Origin of the sequence: Streptomyces albiflavescens (assembly GCF_014645835.1) — a bacterium.
In the GTDB taxonomy this organism is placed as follows: Bacteria; Actinomycetota; Actinomycetes; order Streptomycetales; family Streptomycetaceae; genus Streptomyces; species Streptomyces albiflavescens.
On sequence record NZ_BMMM01000005.1, the window covers coordinates 365,452 to 386,655 of the forward strand.

Annotated in this window: 20 protein-coding genes and 1 pseudogene; 10 read left to right on the forward strand and 11 right to left on the reverse strand. The window is 68.7% G+C overall.

Annotated features, from left to right (window positions below; translation table 11 throughout):
- Positions 1 to 270 precede the first annotated feature (270 nt).
- On the reverse strand, positions 271 to 969 hold the full coding sequence (locus tag IEY95_RS16785) for an SDR family NAD(P)-dependent oxidoreductase (protein ID WP_189186826.1): 699 nt from the start codon (positions 967 to 969) through the stop codon (positions 271 to 273).
- A gap of 105 nt (positions 970 to 1,074) precedes the next feature.
- Between IEY95_RS16785 and IEY95_RS16790 the strand changes: the two genes are divergently transcribed.
- Positions 1,075 to 1,950, forward strand: a complete 876-nt coding sequence (locus IEY95_RS16790; protein WP_189186827.1) for a helix-turn-helix transcriptional regulator — start codon at positions 1,075 to 1,077, stop codon at positions 1,948 to 1,950.
- 419 nt (positions 1,951 to 2,369) lie between these two features.
- Here the strand turns inward: IEY95_RS16790 and IEY95_RS16795 are convergent, their stop codons facing one another.
- The gene (locus IEY95_RS16795) at positions 2,370 to 2,528 is read right to left on the reverse strand and encodes a hypothetical protein (protein ID WP_189186828.1); all 159 of its coding nucleotides are present in this window, start codon (positions 2,526 to 2,528) and stop codon (positions 2,370 to 2,372) included.
- Between the two features lie 380 nt (positions 2,529 to 2,908).
- Here IEY95_RS16795 and IEY95_RS16800 point away from each other — a divergent pair, with 380 nt between their 5' ends.
- Positions 2,909 to 3,277: a VOC family protein gene (locus IEY95_RS16800; RefSeq protein WP_189186829.1), complete on the forward strand. Its 369-nt coding sequence runs from the start codon at positions 2,909 to 2,911 to the stop codon at positions 3,275 to 3,277.
- A 153-nt stretch (positions 3,278 to 3,430) separates the two neighbouring features.
- Here IEY95_RS16800 and IEY95_RS16805 read toward each other — a convergent pair whose 3' ends face one another.
- Positions 3,431 to 4,069, reverse strand: coding sequence for a transposase family protein (locus IEY95_RS16805; RefSeq protein ID WP_229703031.1), 639 nt, complete (start codon positions 4,067 to 4,069; stop codon positions 3,431 to 3,433).
- Between the two features lie 125 nt (positions 4,070 to 4,194).
- Here IEY95_RS16805 and IEY95_RS16810 point away from each other — a divergent pair, with 125 nt between their 5' ends.
- Entirely contained in the window at positions 4,195 to 4,848 is a 654-nt protein-coding gene (locus IEY95_RS16810) for a DNA alkylation repair protein (protein ID WP_189186951.1), read from the forward strand.
- A gap of 436 nt (positions 4,849 to 5,284) precedes the next feature.
- Positions 5,285 to 5,572, forward strand: coding sequence for a hypothetical protein (locus IEY95_RS16820; protein ID WP_229703034.1), 288 nt, complete (start codon positions 5,285 to 5,287; stop codon positions 5,570 to 5,572).
- A gap of 30 nt (positions 5,573 to 5,602) precedes the next feature.
- Here the strand turns inward: IEY95_RS16820 and IEY95_RS16825 are convergent, their stop codons facing one another.
- A complete protein-coding gene (locus IEY95_RS16825; RefSeq protein ID WP_189186830.1) occupies positions 5,603 to 5,812 on the reverse strand; it encodes a hypothetical protein in 210 nt (69 codons plus the stop codon).
- Positions 5,813 to 6,554: 742 nt separating this feature from the next.
- Here IEY95_RS16825 and IEY95_RS16830 point away from each other — a divergent pair.
- Positions 6,555 to 6,989 (forward strand): hypothetical protein, encoded by a 435-nt coding sequence (locus IEY95_RS16830; protein WP_189186831.1) that lies wholly within the window; start codon positions 6,555 to 6,557, stop codon positions 6,987 to 6,989.
- Positions 6,990 to 7,347: 358 nt separating this feature from the next.
- On the opposite strand, the gene IEY95_RS16835 is transcribed toward IEY95_RS16830, so the two are convergent.
- From IEY95_RS16835 to IEY95_RS50695, 4 genes are all read right to left on the reverse strand, one after another.
- Positions 7,348 to 8,544, reverse strand: a complete 1,197-nt coding sequence (locus IEY95_RS16835; protein ID WP_189186832.1) for an ISL3 family transposase — start codon at positions 8,542 to 8,544, stop codon at positions 7,348 to 7,350.
- Between the two features lie 435 nt (positions 8,545 to 8,979).
- Positions 8,980 to 9,978 carry a type I glyceraldehyde-3-phosphate dehydrogenase gene (gene gap / locus IEY95_RS16840; RefSeq protein WP_189186833.1) on the reverse strand — a complete coding sequence of 333 codons (999 nt, stop codon included), beginning with the start codon at positions 9,976 to 9,978 and terminating at the stop codon, positions 8,980 to 8,982.
- 107 nt (positions 9,979 to 10,085) lie between these two features.
- Positions 10,086 to 11,042: a GlxA family transcriptional regulator gene (locus IEY95_RS16845; protein WP_189186834.1), complete on the reverse strand. Its 957-nt coding sequence runs from the start codon at positions 11,040 to 11,042 to the stop codon at positions 10,086 to 10,088.
- Positions 11,043 to 11,341: 299 nt separating this feature from the next.
- Positions 11,342 to 12,928, reverse strand: coding sequence for a protein kinase domain-containing protein (locus IEY95_RS50695; protein ID WP_189186835.1), 1,587 nt, complete (start codon positions 12,926 to 12,928; stop codon positions 11,342 to 11,344).
- A 470-nt stretch (positions 12,929 to 13,398) separates the two neighbouring features.
- On the opposite strand from IEY95_RS50695, the pseudogene IEY95_RS16855 reads away from it, so the two are divergent.
- Positions 13,399 to 14,345, forward strand: a pseudogene (locus IEY95_RS16855) (IS5 family transposase).
- Between the two features lie 45 nt (positions 14,346 to 14,390).
- Here the strand turns inward: IEY95_RS16855 and IEY95_RS16860 are convergent.
- On the reverse strand, positions 14,391 to 15,914 hold the full coding sequence (locus IEY95_RS16860) for an MMPL family transporter (RefSeq protein WP_229703036.1): 1,524 nt from the start codon (positions 15,912 to 15,914) through the stop codon (positions 14,391 to 14,393).
- 150 nt (positions 15,915 to 16,064) lie between these two features.
- Here IEY95_RS16860 and IEY95_RS16865 point away from each other — a divergent pair, with 150 nt between their 5' ends.
- Positions 16,065 to 16,727, forward strand: coding sequence for a response regulator (locus IEY95_RS16865; RefSeq protein WP_189186836.1), 663 nt, complete (start codon positions 16,065 to 16,067; stop codon positions 16,725 to 16,727).
- Between the two features lie 384 nt (positions 16,728 to 17,111).
- Here IEY95_RS16865 and arsM read toward each other — a convergent pair whose 3' ends face one another.
- Positions 17,112 to 18,005, reverse strand: coding sequence for an arsenite methyltransferase (arsM, locus tag IEY95_RS16870; protein ID WP_189186837.1), 894 nt, complete (start codon positions 18,003 to 18,005; stop codon positions 17,112 to 17,114).
- Between the two features lie 105 nt (positions 18,006 to 18,110).
- Between arsM and IEY95_RS16875 the strand changes: the two genes are divergently transcribed.
- The 3 genes from IEY95_RS16875 to IEY95_RS16885 are packed head-to-tail and all read left to right on the forward strand — an operon-like array spanning position 18,111 to position 19,648.
- Positions 18,111 to 18,485: an ArsR/SmtB family transcription factor gene (locus IEY95_RS16875; RefSeq protein ID WP_189186838.1), complete on the forward strand. Its 375-nt coding sequence runs from the start codon at positions 18,111 to 18,113 to the stop codon at positions 18,483 to 18,485.
- On the forward strand, positions 18,482 to 19,216 hold the full coding sequence (locus IEY95_RS16880; RefSeq protein WP_189186839.1) for an aquaporin: 735 nt from the start codon (positions 18,482 to 18,484) through the stop codon (positions 19,214 to 19,216). Before IEY95_RS16875 ends, IEY95_RS16880 begins: the two co-directional genes overlap by 4 nt.
- Before the next feature lie 27 nt (positions 19,217 to 19,243).
- Positions 19,244 to 19,648, forward strand: coding sequence for an arsenate reductase ArsC (locus tag IEY95_RS16885; RefSeq protein WP_189186952.1), 405 nt, complete (start codon positions 19,244 to 19,246; stop codon positions 19,646 to 19,648).
- A gap of 503 nt (positions 19,649 to 20,151) precedes the next feature.
- On the opposite strand, the gene IEY95_RS16890 is transcribed toward IEY95_RS16885, so the two are convergent.
- Positions 20,152 to 21,162 (reverse strand): NADP-dependent oxidoreductase, encoded by a 1,011-nt coding sequence (locus IEY95_RS16890; protein ID WP_189186840.1) that lies wholly within the window; start codon positions 21,160 to 21,162, stop codon positions 20,152 to 20,154.
- Positions 21,163 to 21,204: the final 42 nt, after the last annotated feature.

A 21,204-nucleotide genomic window follows, 5' to 3' on the forward strand; every position in this document is an offset into this window, starting at 1 on the left:
GCACCCACACTGCCCACCGCGCTGAACGACGCACGCGGTTCTTCCAGTTCCATCACTCGACATCGCTGATTCCACAGAAAAGATGGGAGATCCGCTGGCAGTGCCCGGCACCTCGCACCGTTGTCGACAACGTCGTGGCAGGTCTGCGGGAGTGCACCGGAGCCGACCGGCAGGACATCCTGGTGAACGACGCGGCCCTCGACCGGGGCGGCAACGGCACGACGCCGCAGGCGTTCGACCAACGCTTCGGCTGATCCGCCACGGCCCGTTTCAGGACCAAGCGATCTCGCCATGGCGGGAGACGAAACGTCCAGTGCCGGCACCGGGCTGCTCGGTGGCGAGGGCGACGATCGCGTCCGTGCCCTCGGTGACGGATTGGGGGCCGCTGTGACCGTTGAGGTCGGTGGCGGTGTAGCCGGGGTCAGCGGCGTTGACGCGGATGCCCTTGAGCCCCTTGGCGTACTGCGTGGTCAACATCGTCAGCGCCGCCTTCGAGGAGGTGTACAGCGGCGCGATGACGTGCGACTCGGGCCGGCCGGCGTCGTGGGTGAGGGCGAGGGAGCCCATGCCGCTGCTGACGTTGACGATCACAGGGTCGTCCGAGCGGCGCAGCAGCGGCAAGAACGCGGCGGTGGTGCGCACGACGCCGATGACGTTGACGTCGAGGACGGCGCGGGCGTCGGCGGCGGTGAGGTCGCTGGGATCGCCGACGGGGCCATGGACACCAGCATTGTTGATCAGGACGTCGATCCTGCCCTCGTGTTCGGCGACGTTCGCGGCCGCGGCGGCCACGGACGCGTCGTCGGTCACGTCGATGGGGACGTAGCGTGCGCCGAGCGCGGCGGCCGCTTCCTCGCCCTGCTCGGGGTTACGGGCTCCGACGAGCACGGTGTGGCCACACTCGATCAGGCGGCGGGCGGTCTCGCGGCCGAGACCCTTGTTGGCTCCGGTGATGAAGGTGATCGTCATGTCTTCGATACTGGTCCCGTCGAAGGAGGCGGACCAGAGACGCTTCGACGGTAGGAAGACCAGTACCACCCTCGCGCCCACACACACGACCGGGGATGCAGGAGGATGGAGATCATGCCGACGACACCCGGAGCCGGACTGGGCGCGATGATCCGCACGTGGCGGGACCGGCTGCCCCCGTCGGCCGCCGGACTGCCGGTGCCCCGCGGGCGACGGGCGCCCGGGCTGCGGCGCGAAGAACTGGCTGACCTGGCCGGGGTATCGGTCGACTACATTGTGCGTCTGGAGCAGGGGCGGGCCACGACACCCTCAGCGTCGGTGGTGGCGTCCCTGGCACGCGCCCTACAGCTGTCCACCGCCGAGCGGGACCACCTGTACCGGCTGGCCCAGCTCGTACCGCCGGTGGGCGGCGCGATCTCTGACCATCTTCCGCCCGGTGTGCAGCGGGTGCTCGCCCGCCTCGGGGACGTCGCGGTTGCCGTGTTCGCGGCGGACTGGCAACTGGTGTGGTGGAACCGTGGGTGGGCCGCCCTGCTGGGCGACCCCTCCGCCTCGCCGCCGCGGCTGCGCAACTTCGCCCGCGACCGGTTCCCGGTGGACGCCGGCCCCGCCCACCTCGCACTGTGGCCGGTGACCGAGGCGGACCGCGACGCCACCGACGCCGCCGTCGTCTCCGACCTGCGCCGCGCCACCGGGCGCTTCCCCCAGGACAGCCGTTTGGCCGCGCTGATCCGCGATCTGAACGCGGGGAACAGGAGGTTCGCCGACCTGTGGGCGACCGGGGAGGTGGCCGCGCACCGCGAGGACCACAAGACGATCGACCACCCGTCGGTGGGCCCGGTCACGGTGGACTGCGATGTTCTCACCGACGGCGACTCCGAGCTCAAGATCGTCATCATGACCGCCGTGCCCGGCAGCGAGGACGAGACCAAGCTCCGGCTCACCGCCATCGCCGGCCCCCCGGCCACCACGCACAACTGATCCGACCTACGCGCCGATCGGCCGACTGCATGTTTGCGCGGCGAGTGCCGAACCACGATGCCGACCTCCACAAGGAGAGGAACACCGTCGAGCGCCTGATCAACAAGCTCCTGGCCTGGGGAGGCATCGCCACCCGAAGCTTCGCCTGGACCGATTGCCGCGACCTCATCACATTGCCTTCCTACGCAGCCGACCCCAACCCGGTCGAAGGAATATGGCCCATCTCCGGCGCACCACCTTGGTGCCAACGCGCCTTCAGCAATCCCGCGGAGCTCAGCTGCGCCGTCCGTCGGGGCCTGCGGCAACTGCAGTACCGCAGCGATGTCCTCGACGGCTGCCTCACCGGCACTGGACGCATCCCGGCTCGACCACGATGACACCACGCACCGAAGGCAGTAGGCCCGAAGCGCGTCGCGTCCTCAGATGTGCTGCATCCAGATATTGGGCTCTACGTAGGTGCCCTGATCGGCGGAATGGTCGATCCGAAGCAAGCTCAGCCCTTCAGGGATGACGTAGCCGCCCGTTTCGGGGAACACCATGCCGGTCCACCGCTCCCACTCGGCGATCGTGCCGGTCATGGTCTGCGATTCGGGAGCCGCCGCGAGAGTACGCGCTCCAAGTCGCCGATGCGTCCGGACCCATGGATCGAGCGCCCTACCGTCCTCGCGAGTCCACCTCATGAACGCCTCAACAGACGCCAGGGGGTGGCGGGCCTTCAGCGTTGGGCGCACCGGCGCGATGACACGTGGCCATCCGTCATCCTCGGCAAGCTGACGCAGCGAAGCTCCGCCATCTTGAAGTGGCTGGTCAGCGAGGTGGCGTGACCTCGTTTCGGGGTGCTCGTGCTGGTCGTGGGCGGCAGTCTGTGTTGTGGATCGTCCGGCGGGTGGTTTTACCGATGAGTTCACCGTCCTCGAACGGTCTACCCAGCGACACGACCGTTCTCGACAGGAGTGCCATGTCCACCATCCAGCCAGTGATCGTGACTGCCGACCAGGACGTTCTGCTCGGCTTCTATACGAAATTGTTCGGCGCTGAGGAGATCTTCCGGATACCGGCGGAAGGCCCGGCCTTCTACCTCGGCTTGCGCATCGGCGACACCGACCTCGGGCTGGTGGCCAAGGCGAACCCGGGGACTGGGGCGGCGTCGCGGATCCTGCTCAGCATCGGTGTCGACGACGTCGACGAGACGCTCGGCCGGGTGGCGGCGCTGGGCGGCTCGGTCCGCAGCGGCCCCAACGACATGCCGTGGGGACAGCGCGTCGCCCACATCCAGGACCCCGACGGCAACCCGGTGAACCTCACTCAGCCGATCCCGGCCCGGTGACGCTGTTCCGGGGGCATGTGCTGATCGTGGGCTACCTGCAGTAGAGATCAATTGTCGGTGCGGCCTCGATGTTCGTCAGGACGAGCAGCGCGCGAAACAGGTGGGTGGCGCGGGCGGGGTCAGTACGGAGCTTGGTGAGGATCCGCCAGTTCTTCAGTGGGCAAAGCCGCGTTCGACGGGGACGCGTCCGGCGGCCAGGACCCGGTTGGCCTCCTTTTCGGCGGGTGCGAGCTTGCGGGCGCGGGTGGCCTTGAAGCCGGTGACGACCACGGGATCGTCCCCGTCGTCGGCCAGGCCGAGGAAGCCGAGGTCGGCCAGGGCGCCGAGGCAAGCAGCACGCAGGTGGGCCAGGATGTGGTCGCGGCGGGCGGCGGTGATGTCGTGGGTGCGGCCGGGCCGGGCGGCCGACATCCACACCAGACGGCCCCGCTCGTCGGTCAGGGCAATCACGTGCAGGCCGTGGCGGCGATGCTTGCCGGAGCAGTTCGGGCGGTTCGCGTGGCCGGTGCGGCGCTGGGTGGGGATGAGGGTGCCGTCGATCAGGACGACCTCCCCACCTCGCCTGGCAATCTTCGTCAAGGCGCGGTCCAGTCGCGGGGCCTTCGCGGCGAGCAGCCCGAGCAGCTCGTCGCGCCAGCGCCGCACGGTGGTGGCGGACACGTCGTTGCCGCCGGCCATGTCGGCCAGGCGCTGGTCGTGCCGCAGTACGGCCAGCACGATGGTCGCGATCCTCCCGGACGGCAGCTGCCCGCCACAGACCAGGACAGAGAGTTCAGCCTCAGCCGGCTCCACGACACCACGCTTTGCAGGTCGATGGCTAGGCGTGTACGACCAGAGGTGCCGACTTCCGTCGTACGCTGAGTCTCGCGCGTGATGGACAGGAGGCTGAGGTGGCCGAGACGACGGTGGCCGAGGTGATGGCCGAGCTGGCCGAGCTCGAGGACCCGAAGACACGCGAGGTGAACGAGAAACACGGTGACGATCACGGTGTGAACCTCAGCAAGCTGCGCGCGCTCGCGAAGCGGCTGAAGACGCAGCAGGAACTCGCATGCCGGCTCTGGGAGACGGATGACACCGCGGCGAGGCTGCTGGCGATCCTGATCTGCCGCCCGAAGGCGTTCGACCGTGACGAGTTGGACGCCATGGTGCGCGAGGCGCGCACACCCAAGGTGCACGACTGGCTCGTGAACTACGTGGTGAAGAAGAACCCGCACTCCGAAGAACTGCGCCTGGCCTGGTCCGCCGATCCGGATCCAGTGGTCGCGAGTGCCGGCTGGGCGCTGACCACCGAACGCGTGACGAAGAAGCCCGAGGGCCTCGACCTCACAGGACTGCTCGACGTCATCGAGGCGGAGATGAAAGACGCCCCGGATCGCCTGCAGTGGGCGATGAACCACTGCCTGGCTCAGATCGGGATCGAGCACGCCGAGCACCGCACCCGTGCCATCGACATCGGTGAGCGCCTGGAGGTGCTCAAGGACTACCCGACTTCCCCGGGCTGCACGTCTCCGTTCGCGCCCATCTGGATCACCGAGATGGTGCGCCGACAGCACGACAAGACGGTGGCTTGATTGGCGGTAGCCCGTTGACTTGGGCATGGGGATAGTCGGGCAGCTGGTGCCGGACGAGTTGTGGGAGCTGTTTCAGCGCGTTGCGCCCGTGGCCCCCACCCCGCAGGGACCCCGCTCTCGCGAAGAGCTCAACGGCTCCCGGCACATCAAAGGGGTGCTCCCTGCGAGCGGCTCCAACCACGGCAACCTACGACGCACGCCAGCACCACAACAGGGGCGGACCTGTCCCTCTTGTCGGAGCACTCATGGCGCTGCATGCGTCTCAGACATCGTGTCCGCCCCTGCCGTAGATCCGCCAACCTGCCAGATCCACAACGCCTATTGAGGCTACGAACGCCTATTGGGGCTACGACAGGGTCCACCCGGATCTGCATGCCGGATCTCGTCCGCTGGCGGATCGGTCGATACCACTGGGCTGACGACGGCATCCCGTGCCGTGCTGCGCCGACGCGCGCCCCGTGACCTGATCGAGGAATTCGCAGACCCTCAACGCTGGAGCATCGCCGAGCTCAAGGAGTTCGGCCGCCGGCATGCCCGGGGCCACTTCGAACAAGAGAATCTGCAGGCGAACCTCGCGGGCGCCGAGTGGACCGACGACGAAGCATTCGCCGCCTACGGATTCGACGACACCATCATGACCGCTCTGTGCGCCTGGGCCGTAGCGTGGGCCGACGACCTCGCGGCTCGCCTCGTTGAGGAGTCCGGCGACCCCGGCGACGGCTGAACCCAATGAGGCAAGAAGACTCATCGGCGCTCAGCGGTAGCCGTAGCACCGGTCGCCCGGGATCAGGTCACGCATGCAATTGAGGTCTTGTGCCGCCCGGCCACGGCGGATCCAGTGTTCCCGCGCGCCAGTGGGACAGACCGAGAACGGCTGGACCAACTCAACAAAGCCAACGTGCAGAAGATGCGCGCCGCCATCTCGCTCACCGAGGACGAGCAGGCCGTCGTCGATGACGGCCAAACCGCCCTCGACCGCCTCCGGGAACGACTCGCCGGCGTCCCCACCCCATCCGGGACGGCAGCCCGTCAGCTCGACATCTCGACCATCGACATGCCATCCGCCGTGCGGATTTGGCGCACCGCGACCTGCGAGCCAGGCATGAGCAGGTCTGCGAACGTCTCGACCTTCACGCGTGAGGCATCCCCGACAGCGGAGATCTGCGCGCCTACCGCGTGGGCCGACTCCCACCCCGGACAAAGGCTCGGCACGAATCCGGACAAGGCTCTGACCAGGCCGGACAGCTCAGCTCTGTCCGGGACAGCCGCAGGGTGTTGCCCCGGCGTCTCCACGCCAACGAGCCTTGTGCTGCCCGCTCAGTGATGGCCCATCAGGCGAAACCGGACGGGACCGCTGCGGGGTGAACAACCATCCGCCCCCCGCAGCGCAGTACGGACGATCAGACAAGTGCCGCCATCGCGCATCGCGCGGGAACGGCGTACCCCATCGACAAGGGGAGGAAGCCATGCGAATCGGTGTTGCGAGCCCTCGAAAGGCTTCGGCCGGCGATGTGTGGGCGCCGTGGTGCAGGTTGCCGGGCGTATCCCGCGTGAGGCGTTCAGCAACCTCGAACGCCTATTCGCAGGCGGCACGTAGAGCTCTCTGAGCGCCGATCAGGGCTGCAGCTGAGAAATATCTTCATGGCCAGCCTTCAGGCCGAACGGCAGCGCCTTGCCGTCGGTTCCGAACGAGACAAGGAGTAGGAATGCAGAAAATGAGACGGCTTGTGTATGCAGCCATCACAGTTCTCGCTGGAACCTCTCTCGCGCTTCTCCCGTCATCGGCTTTCGCAGCCGACGTCGACGGAAGTAGCTACCGCTACTGCGCCAATGCATATGGGTTTTATGACTACACCCGGGACGGTAGTGCCGCGGGCTACCCGAAGTACGACACCTCGGGCGTGGTGGCTGTGCGCCTCAACACGACATGTGGCTGGATAGATGGCGGGGTGCTTCAGTACACCGGCTACGAGTACCGCGCAGGCGTCTGGCGGCAGATTCCGTGGCAGGAGCCGTGGAGCAACGGATTCGGCGACTACAGCGTAAAGTTCAACGATGTGCGGGACATCAGGCTGCGGGTTTGCAACATTCAGGTGGTCGACGCCGCTGACAAAATATCAGGATGTGGTGTAGTGAGCTGATCTACGCCAATTCCAGGTAGCAACATGCTGGGACTCGCGATACTGGAATTCCTGGCCGGTGGGGCGGCGCACTGAAAGTACGCCGCCTTATCGCGTGGAGACCCCGGCCCGGAGCGGAGCGACGCCTGGCCGGTCGGCTGGCGGCCCTGACGGCCCCGCAAGGCGCTGGCCGCGGTGGCCGCCGTCTCTGGCCTGCTGCTGGTGCCGCTGCGGTGGCCCGTCCTGCCCGACGCCACCCAGGCAGGTGAATGACGACTTGTCCGGGACCGACTGGTCCATCTCGCTCAGTGCCTGGCTGGGAGACAGTCCGCTGGCGCGTACCAACTGCTGCAACAGCAGACACGCAGTTCCGTGATGCTCATGGCTGGGTGAGAATGCGGGTCCGCAGGAGTTCGAACGAGGCTCGGCCGTACATCGCCCTCTTGAGCGTTTTCACCCGGTTGACGTGCCCCTCGACGACGCCGGAACTCCAGGGGAGGGTGAGGCCGGCGGTGACGGCGTCGAGGTCCTGGCGGAGGAAGCCGGCGAAGCCCTTCATCGGCTTCGGTGCGTCCTGCTCGGCCTGGCGGATCCACTCCAGCAGCAGGTGCCCACGCTGGTGGCGGACCAGATCGGCGAACGCGCGGGCGAGGTCGCAGGCCCAGGTGATGTCCGGGCAGGCGAGCCTGACCTGAAGCAGCCGCTCGTCCTGCCTCTTGGTGAGCGTCTCGCGGGGCCGCACGATCCAGGAGGTGATCTTGCGAGGGCTGGGGATGTCGGCCCGGACCGGTTCGGCGGTGCCCGCCCGCAGGGCGGCGAGGTGTTTGCGGACGACTTGGCGGCTGCCCCGGTAGCCGCGAGCCTGGATCTCCAGGGACAGCCGGGTGCCGCTGACCTGGCCTTGGGCTTCGGTGAAGCGGGCGTTGAGGTATGCCTTGAACGGCCCCAGGACGCCGCTGGGGCGGCGGTCGCGGGCGGAGGCCAGCAGCTCGTCGAGGTCGGTGTCGCGGAAGCGGCGGACGGTCTTGCGGTCGAGGTTCAGGCGGCGGGCGATGGCGCTGATCGTCCAGCGTTTCTCCAGCAGGTGGTGGATGTCCTCGTAGCGGTGGCGGGTGCGTTCGATGATCTGGGTGCGGGGCAGTTCCGCGGACGGTAACAGCATCGGGGCCACGTCGGGTACCTCGGTCACGGTCTCCTCCTCGGCACGTTTGCGCAGGCAGTCGCGGTGCTGGTGGCAGGTCTTCTCCACCGCGGCCGACAGGTTCTGAAGCAAATGCCACCTGTCCGCGACTTCCAAAGCGTCCGGGGCAGCCTCCTTGACCGCCTTGGTGTAGGCGCTCGCCCGGTCCCGGCAGATGATCTCGGCGCCGAGATGCTCGGCCAGCCAGGCCGCGAACGTCTCGGAGGTGCGGTCGGGCAGTACGTCCACGACGCGGCCGGCCTCGACGTCGACGAGCACCGTGCCGTAGGTGCAGCCCTTGCGGAAGGCGAACGCAAACGTCTTGTGGGAACAGCTCTTCCGATCACAGAAGTACCGGCGGACCCGCAGCCTGACTATGACCCGGCGAAGTCCCAACGGCCTTTCATCCAGGCGGCGTTGATACATACTGTGCGTGCTCCACCACCAAGACGCCGGAGGAGTCGCTGACGCACTCCACTCGCACATCGATCCCGGGAAACAGCACGGCCTCGACCGTCTTGCTCGCCATGCCGGGACATACTCTGCCGAAACGATCCCTCGCTCACTTCGCTGACCTGGGGATTCACGGAACTGCGGACAGAGCCTTGAAAATCCCCAGCCCCGCTCTTCGTCCCCACTTGGTTGTGGGCTTTGACCAGGGGGACGCTCGAAGAACCCTTGACCGGCCGTGGCGCACCCGCACCCTCCGGAGGCCGGGCGGACCCGCTTCTGTGACTGGGCGCTCTGGTTGCCCGACTGGTCAACCAGAGCGCCCAAAGGAAGTGCCGGCCGGCGCGGTCGCCGGAGGCGGGGTACCACCCCGGCGTCAGGTCAGCGGGTGGCGAGGAACTCGAGCGTGTCGATCACGCGGTTCGAGAAGCCCCACTCGTTGTCGTACCACGCGACCACCTTGACGTGGCGGCCGTCGACGCGGGTGAGGGCCGAGTCAAAGATCGACGATGCGGGATTGCCCGTGATGTCGGACGACACGAGCGGGTCCTCCGAGTACTCGAGGATGCCGGCGAGCGGCCCCTCCGCTGCGGCGCGGTACGCCGCCAGCACGTCGTCGCGCGTCACGTCGCGGACGACGGTCGTGTTGAGTTCGACGATCGAGCCCACCGGCACCGGTACGCGGATCGAGTCGCCCGACAGCTTGCCGTCGAGGGTCGGCAGCACCAGGCCGATCGCCTTGGCGGCGCCGGTCGTGGTCGGCACGATGTTGACGCCGGCGGCCCGGGCACGACGGGCGTCGCGGTGCGGACCGTCCTGCAGGTTCTGCTCCTGCGTGTAGGCGTGCACCGTCGTCATGAACCCGTGCTCGATACCGGCGAGTTCGTCGAGGACCGCGGCCAGCGGCGCGAGCGCGTTGGTGGTGCAGGAGGCGTTCGAGACGATCGTGTGCACGGCCGGGTCGTAGGCGTCGGTGTTGACCCCGAACGCGAGCGTGACGTCGGCGCCGTCCGACGGCGCGCTGACGAGTACCTTCTTCGCGCCCGCGTCGAGGTGGGCGCGGGCTGCCTTCGCCGAAGTGAAGCGGCCGGTGGCTTCCAGGATGATGTCGACGCCGAGTTCGGCCCACGGCAGCTGCGCCGGTTCGCGCTCGGCCATCACCGTGATCCGACGGCCGTCAACGACGAGGGCGTCCCCGTCGACGGTCACCGGCCGCCCGAGCCGCCCGGCCGTGCTGTCGTAGGCGAGCAGCCGGGCGAGAGTGGCGGGCTCCGTCAGATCGTTGACGGCGACGATCTCGAGGGCGCTGTCGCGTTCGAGCAGTGCGCGCAGCACATTGCGTCCGATGCGGCCGAATCCGTTGATGGCGATGCGAGTCATGAGTGATGTCCCTTCCGTTCGCCACCAGGCTCGTCTGCGGCCAGCGCCGCTGACAGTGGCGACATCGCCACGGTTCGAAAGGATCCCGCCACGCGGTGCCGGGCGGGTTACTCACCCCGGGTGAAGGTGCGCCGGTACTCGCTCGGTGTGGTGCCGAGGATGCGCTGGAAGTGCAGCCGCAGGTTCGCGCCGGTGCCGAGCCCGACGTCGGCGGCGATCTGTTCGACGCTGCGCTCCGAGCGCTCGAGCAGTTCGCGGGCCAGGTCGATGCGGGCGCGCATCACCCACTGCATCGGCGTGTAGCCGGTCTCCTCGACGAAGCGCCGGGAGAACGTGCGCGGCGAGACCCCCGCCTGCCGCGCCAGGATGTCGAGGGTGAGGTGCTCGCCGAGCCGGTGCAGCGCCCACTCGCGGGTGGTGGCGAACCGCTCGCCGAGCGGCTCGGGGACGCTGCGCGGCACGTACTGGGCCTGGCCGCCGCTGCGGTAGGGGGCCGCAACCAGACGCCGGGCCGCGTGGTTGGACGCGGCCACTCCGAGGTCGCCGCGCAGGATGTGCAGGCACAGGTCGATGCCGGAGGCGGCGCCGGCCGAGGTGAGCACGCTGCCCTCATCGACAAACAGCACGTTCTCGTCGACCTGGACGAGCGGGTGCCTGGCCACGAGTGCCCGCGTGTAGTGCCAGTGCGTCGTGGCGCGCCTGCCGTCCAACAGGCCCGTGGCGGCGAGCGCGAAGGCGCCCGTCGAGATGGCGGCGAGCCGCGCGCCCCGGTCGTGGGCGGCGATCAGTGCGTCAACGACGGCCTGCGGCGGGTCGTCGCGGTCCGGGAACCGGTAGCCGGGGACGAAGACAATGTCGGCCCACGCAAGGGCGTCGAGGCCGTGGTCGACGTAGTACGCGAGGCCATCGCCGCCGGTCACGAGACCGGGTGTCGCCCCGCACACCCGCACCTCGTACGGCATGCTCGCGCGGGTCGTGAATACCTGCGCGGGGATTCCGACATCGAGCGGCTTCGCACCCTCGAGCACAAGGACGGCGACGCGATGCTGGCGGGAGACTGGCACAGGAAGAGGTTACGTGGGGCGTGACGTCGATACGCCCACTGCGCGGACCGGACAGACTACACACCGGCCGGGCTGTCTTCCACGTTGCAGTCCACCGCCCGTCGGCGGCCGTGCCCTTCGCGGCCGCCAGGGAGGCGGCGGCAGCCTGCGGCCGGCATTACTCACCGGCAGAATCCGCAGGCCGCGTCAGGCGAACTGACCAACCCCTCGTTGACATCGAACCCAGTCGGGGCCTGTCCGCGTGCCCTTCCGGCGAGGGACGTTGTTGAAGACCGGGTCAGGTTGGGCCTGGCTTGTTGTCAACCTGCCGATTCCGCGGGTTGTTCGTGCAGATCTACCAGTGTGCGCACGAGAGGTGGCAGCCAGTCTTCGTCCGATGAGCGGCGGTCGGCGAGCTGCTCGATGACCTCAGCGGGCGTCGGGCGGCTCGCGGGATCATGGTCGAGGCAGCGGGTGACGATGCCGTACAGGTGGGACGGCAACAGGCCGAGGGCGGAGTCGAGGGACTCGCCGTCCGCGGGCACTGCCCCGGCAGCGTGGCAGAGCACCATGCCGAAGGCGTAGAGGTCTGTGGCGAAGGTGACCGGCGCGCCGGTGAGCTGCTCGGGGGCGAGGAAGCCTCGAGTACCAACGACATGATCGGTACGGGTGATGGCGGTGCCGTCGAGGGCTCGGGCGATGCCGAAGTCAATGACGCGCGGGCCGGTGCCGGAAAGGATGATGTTGCCGGGCTTGAGGTCACGGTGGACGATGCCGCACTGATGGATACCCTCGAGGGCTTCGGCGATGCCGATGGCCAGCGTCTGGATGGTCCTGACGGGCAGGGCACCGTGCCGGCTCAGGACGTCGTGCAGTGACGGGCCGGGAATGTACTCGGTGACCAGCCAGGGCGGGTTACCGTCCGCATCAGCATCGACCACGGACGCGGTGTGGAATCCGCCGACCTTGCGCGCGGCACTGATCTCACGGGCGAAACGCCGACGGAATGTGGGATCGGCGGCCAGCTCCCGCTGGATGACCTTGACCGCGACCAAACGCTCGCCCGGAGAGTGACCGAGATAGACCGTCCCCATTCCGCCTTGGCCCAGCCTCGCCGTCAGCCGGTAGCGATCGATACGGCGAGGGTCCCCCTCCCGTAACGGCTGACGCGCGAGCGGGAAATCCGTATGCGGGTGCGACAGCGGCGCGGTCCGTGCGGCCTCCTTCCCGCCGGACATGATCGCGGCCACTTCGCGTTCTGTCTCTGCTCGGATCAAGGCGGCCCGCTTCTCGGCCTCGGCAGGCAGGGCTTCGGGCTCCCGGACGCGTTCGGCCTCGGGAACCGGGGCGCGCTTGTCGCGATAGGCGCGCATCCGCTGCTCCACCGACTCGCGGATGGAGGTGGGCGGCTCCATACCCTTGAGCTCGACGCGGTTGACGCGGATGCCCCACTTGCCGGTCGCCGCGTCGAGGACGCCGCACAGGGCCGCGCTGATCTCGTCGCGCGAGGTGAGGCTGCGTTCGAGGTCCATACCGCCGATGATGTTGCGGAGCTTGGTGACCGTGAGCTGCTCTATTGCCTCGATGTAGCTGGTGACCTCGTAGGTGGCGGCCCGAGCGTCCGTCACCTGGTAGTAGATGACCATGTCGATGTTCACGACCAGGTTGTCCCGGGTGGTCACCTGCTGGGGCGGGAACAGCAGGACTTGTTCGCGCAGGTCGATGCGGTTGCGGATGGAGTCGATGAACGGGACCACGATGTTCAGGCCCGGGTTCAGGGTCCGCGTGTAGCGGCCGAAGCGCTCGACGACGGCGGCGCTGGCCTGTGGGACGACCTGGAGGGTCTTGATCAGGGTGATGAAGACCAACACCATCAGAATGGTCAGGACGATGATGACCGGTTCCACGCTGCTCCCCCTGCCTGTCAGGCCCCTGGCTCCGGATCCGGTTCACGCCCTTTGACGCCCCGCTCCGACCGTGCGAAAGCCGCACCGTGATGCGTTGCGATGCGGCAAGAACTGATCGATTTCACAAGGCGATTTGCAGTATGCCGCAACTCAACTCACTTCCGTGAGCGCTCAACGAGCTTCACGCGGGCATGTGTGAAGGGGCCCGACCCTCAGCTCGAACGTCTCGGCATCGCGCGGCGCGATCCGATCGCCGGCGTGGAGGTCGACGATCACGGCCGACCCATCCGCGCAGCGTGGGAAGAAGTCTGGGGGCTGCCGACGCTCACGCGTACCGTTGTGCCGCTGCAGCCAGAATGGCTGGCCGACCGGACATCCGAAGCCCGGCGGGAACTAGGGCGCGTATCGAGTCGTGATCAATTTGCGGGATGTGCCTTCGTGGCACGGTCCGGTCCGATAGACGATCTTACGTGACGCGAGTGCAACTGACCGAGCAGGATTGGGAGTTCATCGAGCCGTACCTGCCGATCGGCGAGTACGGCCCGTACCCCGAGCGACTGCGGCAGCAGTTCGAGGGCGTGATCTGGCGGTTCAAGACGGGCGGGCAGTGGCAGGAGATGCCGACGGAGTTCGGCGCCTGGTCGACCGTCCACAACCGCTTCCGGCAGTGGCGTGACGCCGGCGTCTTCGAGGCCCTGCTGGAGGGCCTGATCACGGAAGCCGCGAAGCGGGGTGAGGTGGACCTGTCCCTGGTCAGCATCGACTCCACCACCGCCCGAGCCCACCACGACGCGGCCGGGATGCACCTCGACGAGGACGTCGTCACCGCCCTGGAGAAAGCCGCGGCCGAGGAGGAGAAGGCCAGGTCAAAGGGGGCGGCCTCGAAGAGCAAAACGGGCAAGAGACCGAAAGTGATCCCGCGCTGGAAGAACGACGACGCATCCGGCGTCGCCGGAAACTCCGGCTGAAGGCCGCCCTCCTCGGACGTTCCAGAGGCGGGCAGACCAGCAAGGTCCACCTCGCCGCCGACCGCAAGTGCCGCCCGCTGGCGTTCATCCTGACCACAGGCCAGGCAGCGGACAGCCCGCAGTTCATCCCCGTCCTGCAGAAGGTACGGGTACGCGGGCCCGTCGGCCGACCCCGCATCCGGCCGGACGCGGTCGCCGGGGACAAGGCGTACTCGTCCCGCGGAAACCGCGCCCACCTACGCAAACGCCGCATCAAGGCGGTCATCCCGGAGAAGAAGGACCAGGCCGCCAACCGGAAGAAGAAGGGCTCCAGAGGTGGCCGACCCGTCAGCCACGACGCCGATCTCTACAAGGAGCGGAACACCGTCGAACGCCTGATCAACAAGCTCAAAGCATGGCGAGGCATCGCCACCCGATACGACAGTGATCACGACTCGATATGCCCCTAGGTGACGCGCTGAGGTGCCGGACGCCAAGGGCGGGCAGGAGTTGAGTCAACGGTCAACCAGCCGTGGACGCGGGGCCTCACCCGTGGATTCAGCGTCGGTGTCGTCGGTGCCGACCGGGCCGCGGGGAAGCATCCAGTCCAGCCACTTCGGCAGCCACCAGTTGGTCCGGCCGAGGAGTGTCATGGTCGCCGGTACCAGCACCATGCGTGCGACCGTGGCGTCGATGAAGATCGCGGTGGCCAGGCCGAGCCCGAACATTTTGGTGGAGGGGTCCTCGGCGACGGCGAAGGACAGGAAGACCGCCACCATGATGAGGGCGGCCGAGGTGATGATCCGGGCGGTGCGCGAGACGCCCTCAACGATCGCCGTGCCGTTGTCGCCGGTGCGCAGGTACTCCTCGCGTACGCGGGAGAGGAGGAACACCTCGTAGTCCATCGACAGGCCGAACAGGATGGCGAAGAGGAACATCGGGATGAACGACACGATCGGAACCGTCGCTTCCAGCCCGATGAGTGCGCCTCCCCAGCCCCACTGGAAGACCGCGACCATGATGCCGTAGGCCGCGCCGATGCTCAGCAGATTCAGCAGTACCGCCTTGAGCGGTACGAGTATCGAGCGGAAGACCAGCATCAGCAGCAGGAACGACATCGCCAGCACGGCGGCGACGAACACCGGCAGGCGTTGGCTGGTGCGTTGGCCCACATCGGACAGGCTCGCGGCGGCGCCGCCGACGTGGGCCCTGGCCGGGCCGTGCCCGATCGCCGTGGGCAGCACGTCGGTGCGCAGCCGGGCGATGGTGTCGGCCGTGGCCTTGTCCTGAGGGCTGGTGGTCGGGAACACCACGAGGGTCGCGATGCCGGTGGCCCGATCGATGTGCGTCGGCGCGACGGATGCGATGCCCGGATCCGCCGCGACCGTTGCGACGAGTCGGTCCAGCACTCCCGGATCACCGGTGGGGTCCGCGGCGATGACGAGGGGACCGTTGGTGCCCGGGCCGAACCCCTCGGCGACGAGGTCGTAGGCCCGGCGCTCGGTACGACTGTGGGGCAGTGAGCCGTCGTCGGGCAGGCCGACGCGCAGGCCGAGCACGGGCAGCGTCGCGGTCAGCAGCAGCCCCGCCGCGCCGACCGCGTACGGCACCGGGTGCTGGCTGACGTGCCCGATCCAGCGACGCCACCCGGCGGCGTGGGCGGCGCCTGCCGCCGGGTCCCGCCGCCGTGCGAGTCGGCCCAGCTTCCTGGTCTGCAGAGCCCGGCCGATCCGGCCGGCCCGGGCCAGGCGTGGGCCGGCGGCGCCGAGGAAGGCCGGCAGCAGCGTCACCGACGCGACCACCATGGTCAGAACGACGATCGAGACGGCGAGCCCGCCCACCGTCATGAACGGTACGTTCGCGACCGCCAGGCCGAGGATCGATACGACGACGGTGCCGCCGGCGAAGACCACGGGCCTCCCCGCCGTGGCCACCGCTCGCCCCGCCGCCTCGCGGGGATCGAGCCCGCGCGCGAGGTACTCCCGGTGCCTGGCGAGCACGAACAGCGCGTAGTCGATGCCCACTCCGAGCCCGACCATGTTGCGCCGCCGTCGGGGTCGGCGACGGATACGGACTTACCGGACTGCGCGAGCGCGCGACTCTGCTCGGCGGCACACTACGAGCCGGCCCGGGTATCGACCGGGGCTGGCATGTCGAAGCCGAACTGCCGAGAGCGAGGAGCGAGAGCGGTGTCCATTCGCGTCCTCGTCGCTGACGACCAGACGATCATCCGCACCGGGTTGCGGATCATGCTGAACGCCCAGCTCGGCATCGAGGTGGTCGGCGAGGCCGCCGACGGGCGGGAAGCGGTACGTCTGGCCCGCGAACTACGCCCCGACGTCTGCCTGTTCGACATCCGCATGCCCGTACTCGACGGGCTCGAGGCCACCCGGCTGGTCGCCGGCCCGGGCGTCGCCGACCCGCTGGCCGTGGTCGTCATCACCACGTTCGACCTCGACGAGTACGTCTACGGCGCGCTGCGTGCCGGCGCCCGCGGATTCCTCCTCAAGGACACGGGACCGGACCTTCTGGCGCAGGCCGTACGGTCGGCGTCCGGCGGTGAGGCGCTCATTGCGCCCAGCGTCACCGTCCGTCTGCTCCAGGCATTCGCGGACCTGCCCGCCGGCCGGCCCGTGGCCCAGCCGGTCTCCCCCGTCACCGCCCGCGAGGAGCAGGTGCTCCTCGCCGTCGCTCGCGGGCTGACCAACACCGAGATCGCCGATGCACTGCACATCAGCCTCAGCACGGTGAAGACGCATCTGGCCAGCCTGATGGCCAAACTCGGCGCCCGCAACCGGGTCGAGATCGCGATGTGGGCCTACGAAACGCGCCGTATCCTCCCCGGAACCTGAGCCGGGTGCCGGGCCATGTCCCATGAGTCCCCGCCCGGACATCAGTGCACCGGTCGGCTCACGTCGGCTCCACGTGCCTCACCCGCCCCAGAGCGTGACGTACCAGGAGGCCGGAACTGGGACGGTGAGACACCCGATACGACAAGACTCCCAACAGCTACCTCGCCAGTCTCCACCTGCACGCCTCGATGATCTGGATCAAAGACCTCACCAGGACCACCCGATGATCACGACTCGATACGCGCCCTAGGGCCCGACGGAGCGCTGCCCGGCCCGCTGCGGTTCGAGCAGAAGTTATGGACAGGGCTTTCGTCTTGTCCGTTGTCCATGGCGCGTACGATTCTGGGGCCCCCAACGTGGAGGACCCCAGACCAGGCGCCGACGTCAGTTCTGGCAGCCACACACCGACTCGGTCTTCGCCTCAGCCACGGTGACGGTGGGGTCGACCGAGGTCTCTGCCGCCGTGCAGCACGCGTCGACGCCACAGCGGGTGTCCGTCAACTCCCCAGCCTGGCGGACGCTTTCGGTGGTCGGCGGCTTGGTTGCGCGCACGATTGCGGAGTGCATGCCGTCGGCGACCTGGTGGGTTGGGGTGATGTCGATGTCGGTGAACCCGGCGGCCTCCAGGCCCTGGCGGTACTCGGCGAAGGACAGGGCGCCGGCGATACAGCCGACGTAGTCGCCGCGCTCGGCGCGCTGGTCGGCGGTGAGGGTGTCGTCGGCGACGACGTCGGCGACGACGATCCGGCCGCCGGGCTTGAGGACGCGGAAGGTCTCGGCGAACACGGCGAGCTTGTCGGTGGACAGGTTGATCACGCAGTTGGAGATGACGACGTCGATCGTGTTTGCGGGCAGTGGGACGGCTTCGATGGTGCCCTTGAGGAACTCCACGTTCGTCGCGCCTGCCTTCGCCGCGTTGGCCAGGGCGAGGGCGAGCATCTCATCGGTCATGTCCAGCCCGTACGCCTTGCCGGTCGGTCCGACGCGGCGGGCGGACAGCAGGACGTCGATCCCGCCCCCGGAACCGAGGTCCAGCACGCGTTCGCCCTCGCGCAGTTCGGCGACGGCGGTGGGGTTGCCGCAGCCGAGGGAGGCGGCGACGGCCTCCGCGGGCATGGCGTCGCGCTCATTGGCGGCGTACAGGGTGGAGCCGAAGTTCTCGTCGACCTCGACCGGCTCGGGACCGCAACAGGCGGTGCCGCCCTCGGTGACCTTCACGGCCGCCGCCGCGTACCGCCGGCGGACGGTTTCACGCAGGTCGGTGGACTGCTCGCTCATGACTCACTCCCAGGTGACGGGGCACGGCAAGGCCCCGGAACTGCCTGTATTGACGTTCATTGATTCAACCTTGCGCCTTGAATCGAAAAACGTCAACATAGAGACATGTCGAAACAAGAGCTTGAGGTGATAGGCCAGGACGCCGCCTGCTGCCCGGGCCTGTCCGCCGCGCCCCTGGACGAGGACCAGGCCGCCGACTTGGCGAAGGTCTTCAAGGCCCTGGGTGACCCGGTGCGGCTGCGCCTGATGTCGATGATCGCCTCGCGCGGTGAGGGCGGCGAGGTCTGCGTGTGCGAGCTGACCCCGGCCTTCGACCTGTCCCAGCCGACCATCTCGCACCACCTCAAGCTGCTGAGGCAGGCCGGGCTCATCGACTGCGAGCGGCGCGGGACTTGGGTCTACTACTGGGTGTTGCCCGGCGTCCTGGACAAGCTCGCCGCGTTCCTGACCACCCCGCTGCCCACCGGGGCCGACGCGTGAGCGCGCCGCTCGGCCGCCGCGTCGCCGCCGAGGCGATCGGGACCGCGCTGCTCGTGGTGATGGTGGTCGGCTCCGGCATCCAGGCCACCGAGCTGACCCGCGACATCGGCGTGCAGCTGCTCGCCAACTCCCTCGCCACTGTCTTCGGCCTGGGCGTCCTGATCGCCCTGCTCGGGCCCATCTCCGGCGCGCACTTCAACCCTGCCGTCACGCTCGCCGCCTGGTTCACCAGCCGTCGTGCTCCGGGCGGCCTCGCCCTGCGGGACGTCGCCGCGTACGTGCCCGCCCAGATCACCGGCGCGATCGGCGGCGTGGTCCTGGCCGACGCGATGTTCGCCAAGCCGCTGGTCAAGTTCTCCACTCACGACCGCTCCGCCGGCCACCTCTGGCTGAGCGAAGTCGTCGCCACGGCGGGGTTGATCCTGCTGATCTTCGGCCTCACGCGGGTCGGCCGCGCCGCGCTCGCTCCGGCCGCGGTGGCCTCCTACATCGGGGCCGCCTACTGGTTCACCTCCTCCACGTCCTTCGCGAACCCCGCGGTGACCATCGGCCGGGCCTTCACCAACACCTTCGCCGGGATCGCACCCGCCTCCGTCGCCCCGTTCATCGCCGCCCAACTCCTCGGCACCGTGCTCGGACTCGGCGTCGTGGCCGCGGTCTACGGCCCCAGCCCGGCCCCGGCCGGGCGGGCGCTCGTGGCACAGGGCGAGCCCGAACTCGCCTCCTCCTGACCCCACGTTCCGCCGTTCGAGAGGGATATCCGTCATGAGCACCTCCGCTTCGCGCCCAACGCCGGCCGCTCCCAGGTGGGCGCCGCCTTCCTCACCCACCTCGCCGGTGACCGCGTCGAGGTCCGCTCGGCGGGCTCGGCGCCCGCCGACTCCGTCAACCCGGCGGTCGTGGAGGCGATGAAGGAGGTCGGCATCGACATCTCCGCCGAGGCCCCGAAGGTCCTCACCACACAAGCGGTGCAGTCCTCGGACGTCGTGATCACCATGGGCTGCGGGGACGCCTGTCCCGTCTTCCCCGGCAAGCGGTACCTCGACTGGCAGCTCGACGATCCGGCCGGGCAGGGCGTCGAGGCCGTCCGGCCGATTCGTGACGCCGTCGAGCAGCGGGTGCGCGGCCTACTCGCCGAGCTCGGCGCCCCGGCCTCCGCCTGACCGCCACCCGGGGCGCGGTCAGGTGCCGAAGGGCGGGACCTGCTGCACGGTGAGGTCGTCGCGCGGCCGCGGGAAGCGGACGGGGTCATCCAATGCAACTCGAACACCCAGGGCTGCTGCATCGCGAGAAGGCACTTCCGTGACGCGCACAACCGGGATTTCATGCGCACCGGTGCACCTGAGTCACTCTGCACCGTCGCATCCCGGTGCTGCGGCTACTGCGGGAGCGGGAGGGGCGGCACGGCCTGCATGAACAGCCGCTTGTTTCTTGACGTCGGTGGATTACGCCCAATGCGTCACCGGTTCAACAGGTAGTGGTCGCAGCCGGGGCGCCTCGCTCCCCCCGGCTGCAGCGGCGGACGGCGGTGACGGCCGGAGGGGTGACTCGTCCGCCGCGGTCCGGCCCAGTCGCCAGACGCGCGCCAAGCTCTCCTCATCGGCGTCTCGATGGCCACCGGCGCCCCGCGGGCGAGCGCCGGACGCGTCGGTGAAACGGCTCGTTGCTAAGCGACCGTGAGCACGATCTTGCCCTGGATGTGCCCTCGGGCGGCGCGTTCGTGCGCGGCTCGGGCATCCGCGAGCGCAAACGTGCTGTCGATCGCGACGCGGACCGTGCCCGCGTCGAGCAGGCGTCCCAGTTCGGCAAGCTGCGCGCCGTTCGAGCGAACCTGGGTGCCCGTGACTGTGACGCCCAGCTTCACGGTCTCTTCTTCGTCGAATTCGCCGAAGAACACGGGGAACTGGGAGCCGCCGCGCTTGAGCGTGCGCAGGAAGCGCTTGCTGTCGGGGCCACCGACGGCGTCGAGAACAAGGTCGACGTCATGCACGAGTTCCTCGGGACGGCTCTTGGTGTAGTCGATGAACTCGTCGGCGCCGAGCTCGCTCAGGAACAATTCATGCGCGCCCGACGCCACCGCGATGACACGTGCACCCTTCCATTTCGCCAGCTGTAGCGCGAAGTGCCCCACGCCGCCAGCGGCGCCGTTGATGAGCACCGTCACGTTGGCGTCGAGTGGCACCGGACGATGCTGCGCCGACTGGAAGGGCGACGGGTGATCGTGTCCGAGCTCGATCAGGAACTGCCACGCGGTGAGCCCGGCCATGGGCGCCCCGGCGGCGTGCACGTGATCGATGCCGGCCGGCTTGAGTGCGAGGTCCGACGCAGGCGCGGCCACGTACTCGGCATAGGTGCTGCCATCGAAGCTGGGGAAGCGAAGGAGACCGAAGACTTCATCACCGACGGAGAGGCCGTCCACATCCGCGGCGACGGCCTCGACGACGCCCGACAGGTCCGTCCCCGGAATCACGGGCAAGCTGAACTTCGGCCTCGTCTTCGGCGGCAGGTTGGACATCCCGTCGCGCAGGTACCAGTCGGGGGGGTTGATGCCGACCGCGTGCACGCGAACGAGCACCTCACCCGGCCCCGGCTCGGGAATCGGCACCTCGTCGTAACGCAGAACTTCGGGGCCGCCGTGCTCATGGAGCCGGACCGCCCTCATCGTGTGTGTCGGCATCGTTTTCTCCTGTCCGCGGTGCGGGATAGGCTTATTCGGATC

Coding starts and splice junctions, on each gene's coding strand:
- IEY95_RS16785 (WP_189186826.1), bottom strand. CDS start 969: ATGACGATCACCTTCATCACCGGAGCCAACAAGGGTCTCGGCCGCGAG.
- IEY95_RS16790 (WP_189186827.1), top strand. CDS start 1,075: ATGGAGATCATGCCGACGACACCCGGAGCCGGACTGGGCGCGATGATC.
- IEY95_RS16795 (WP_189186828.1), bottom strand. CDS start 2,528: ATGACCGGCACGATCGCCGAGTGGGAGCGGTGGACCGGCATGGTGTTC.
- IEY95_RS16800 (WP_189186829.1), top strand. CDS start 2,909: ATGTCCACCATCCAGCCAGTGATCGTGACTGCCGACCAGGACGTTCTG.
- IEY95_RS16810 (WP_189186951.1), top strand. CDS start 4,195: ATGGCCGAGCTGGCCGAGCTCGAGGACCCGAAGACACGCGAGGTGAAC.
- IEY95_RS16830 (WP_189186831.1), top strand. CDS start 6,555: ATGCAGAAAATGAGACGGCTTGTGTATGCAGCCATCACAGTTCTCGCT.
- gap (WP_189186833.1), bottom strand. CDS start 9,978: ATGACTCGCATCGCCATCAACGGATTCGGCCGCATCGGACGCAATGTG.
- IEY95_RS16860 (WP_229703036.1), bottom strand. CDS start 15,914: ATGGTCGGGCTCGGAGTGGGCATCGACTACGCGCTGTTCGTGCTCGCC.
- arsM (WP_189186837.1), bottom strand. CDS start 18,005: ATGAGCGAGCAGTCCACCGACCTGCGTGAAACCGTCCGCCGGCGGTAC.
- IEY95_RS16875 (WP_189186838.1), top strand. CDS start 18,111: ATGTCGAAACAAGAGCTTGAGGTGATAGGCCAGGACGCCGCCTGCTGC.
- IEY95_RS16890 (WP_189186840.1), bottom strand. CDS start 21,162: ATGCCGACACACACGATGAGGGCGGTCCGGCTCCATGAGCACGGCGGC.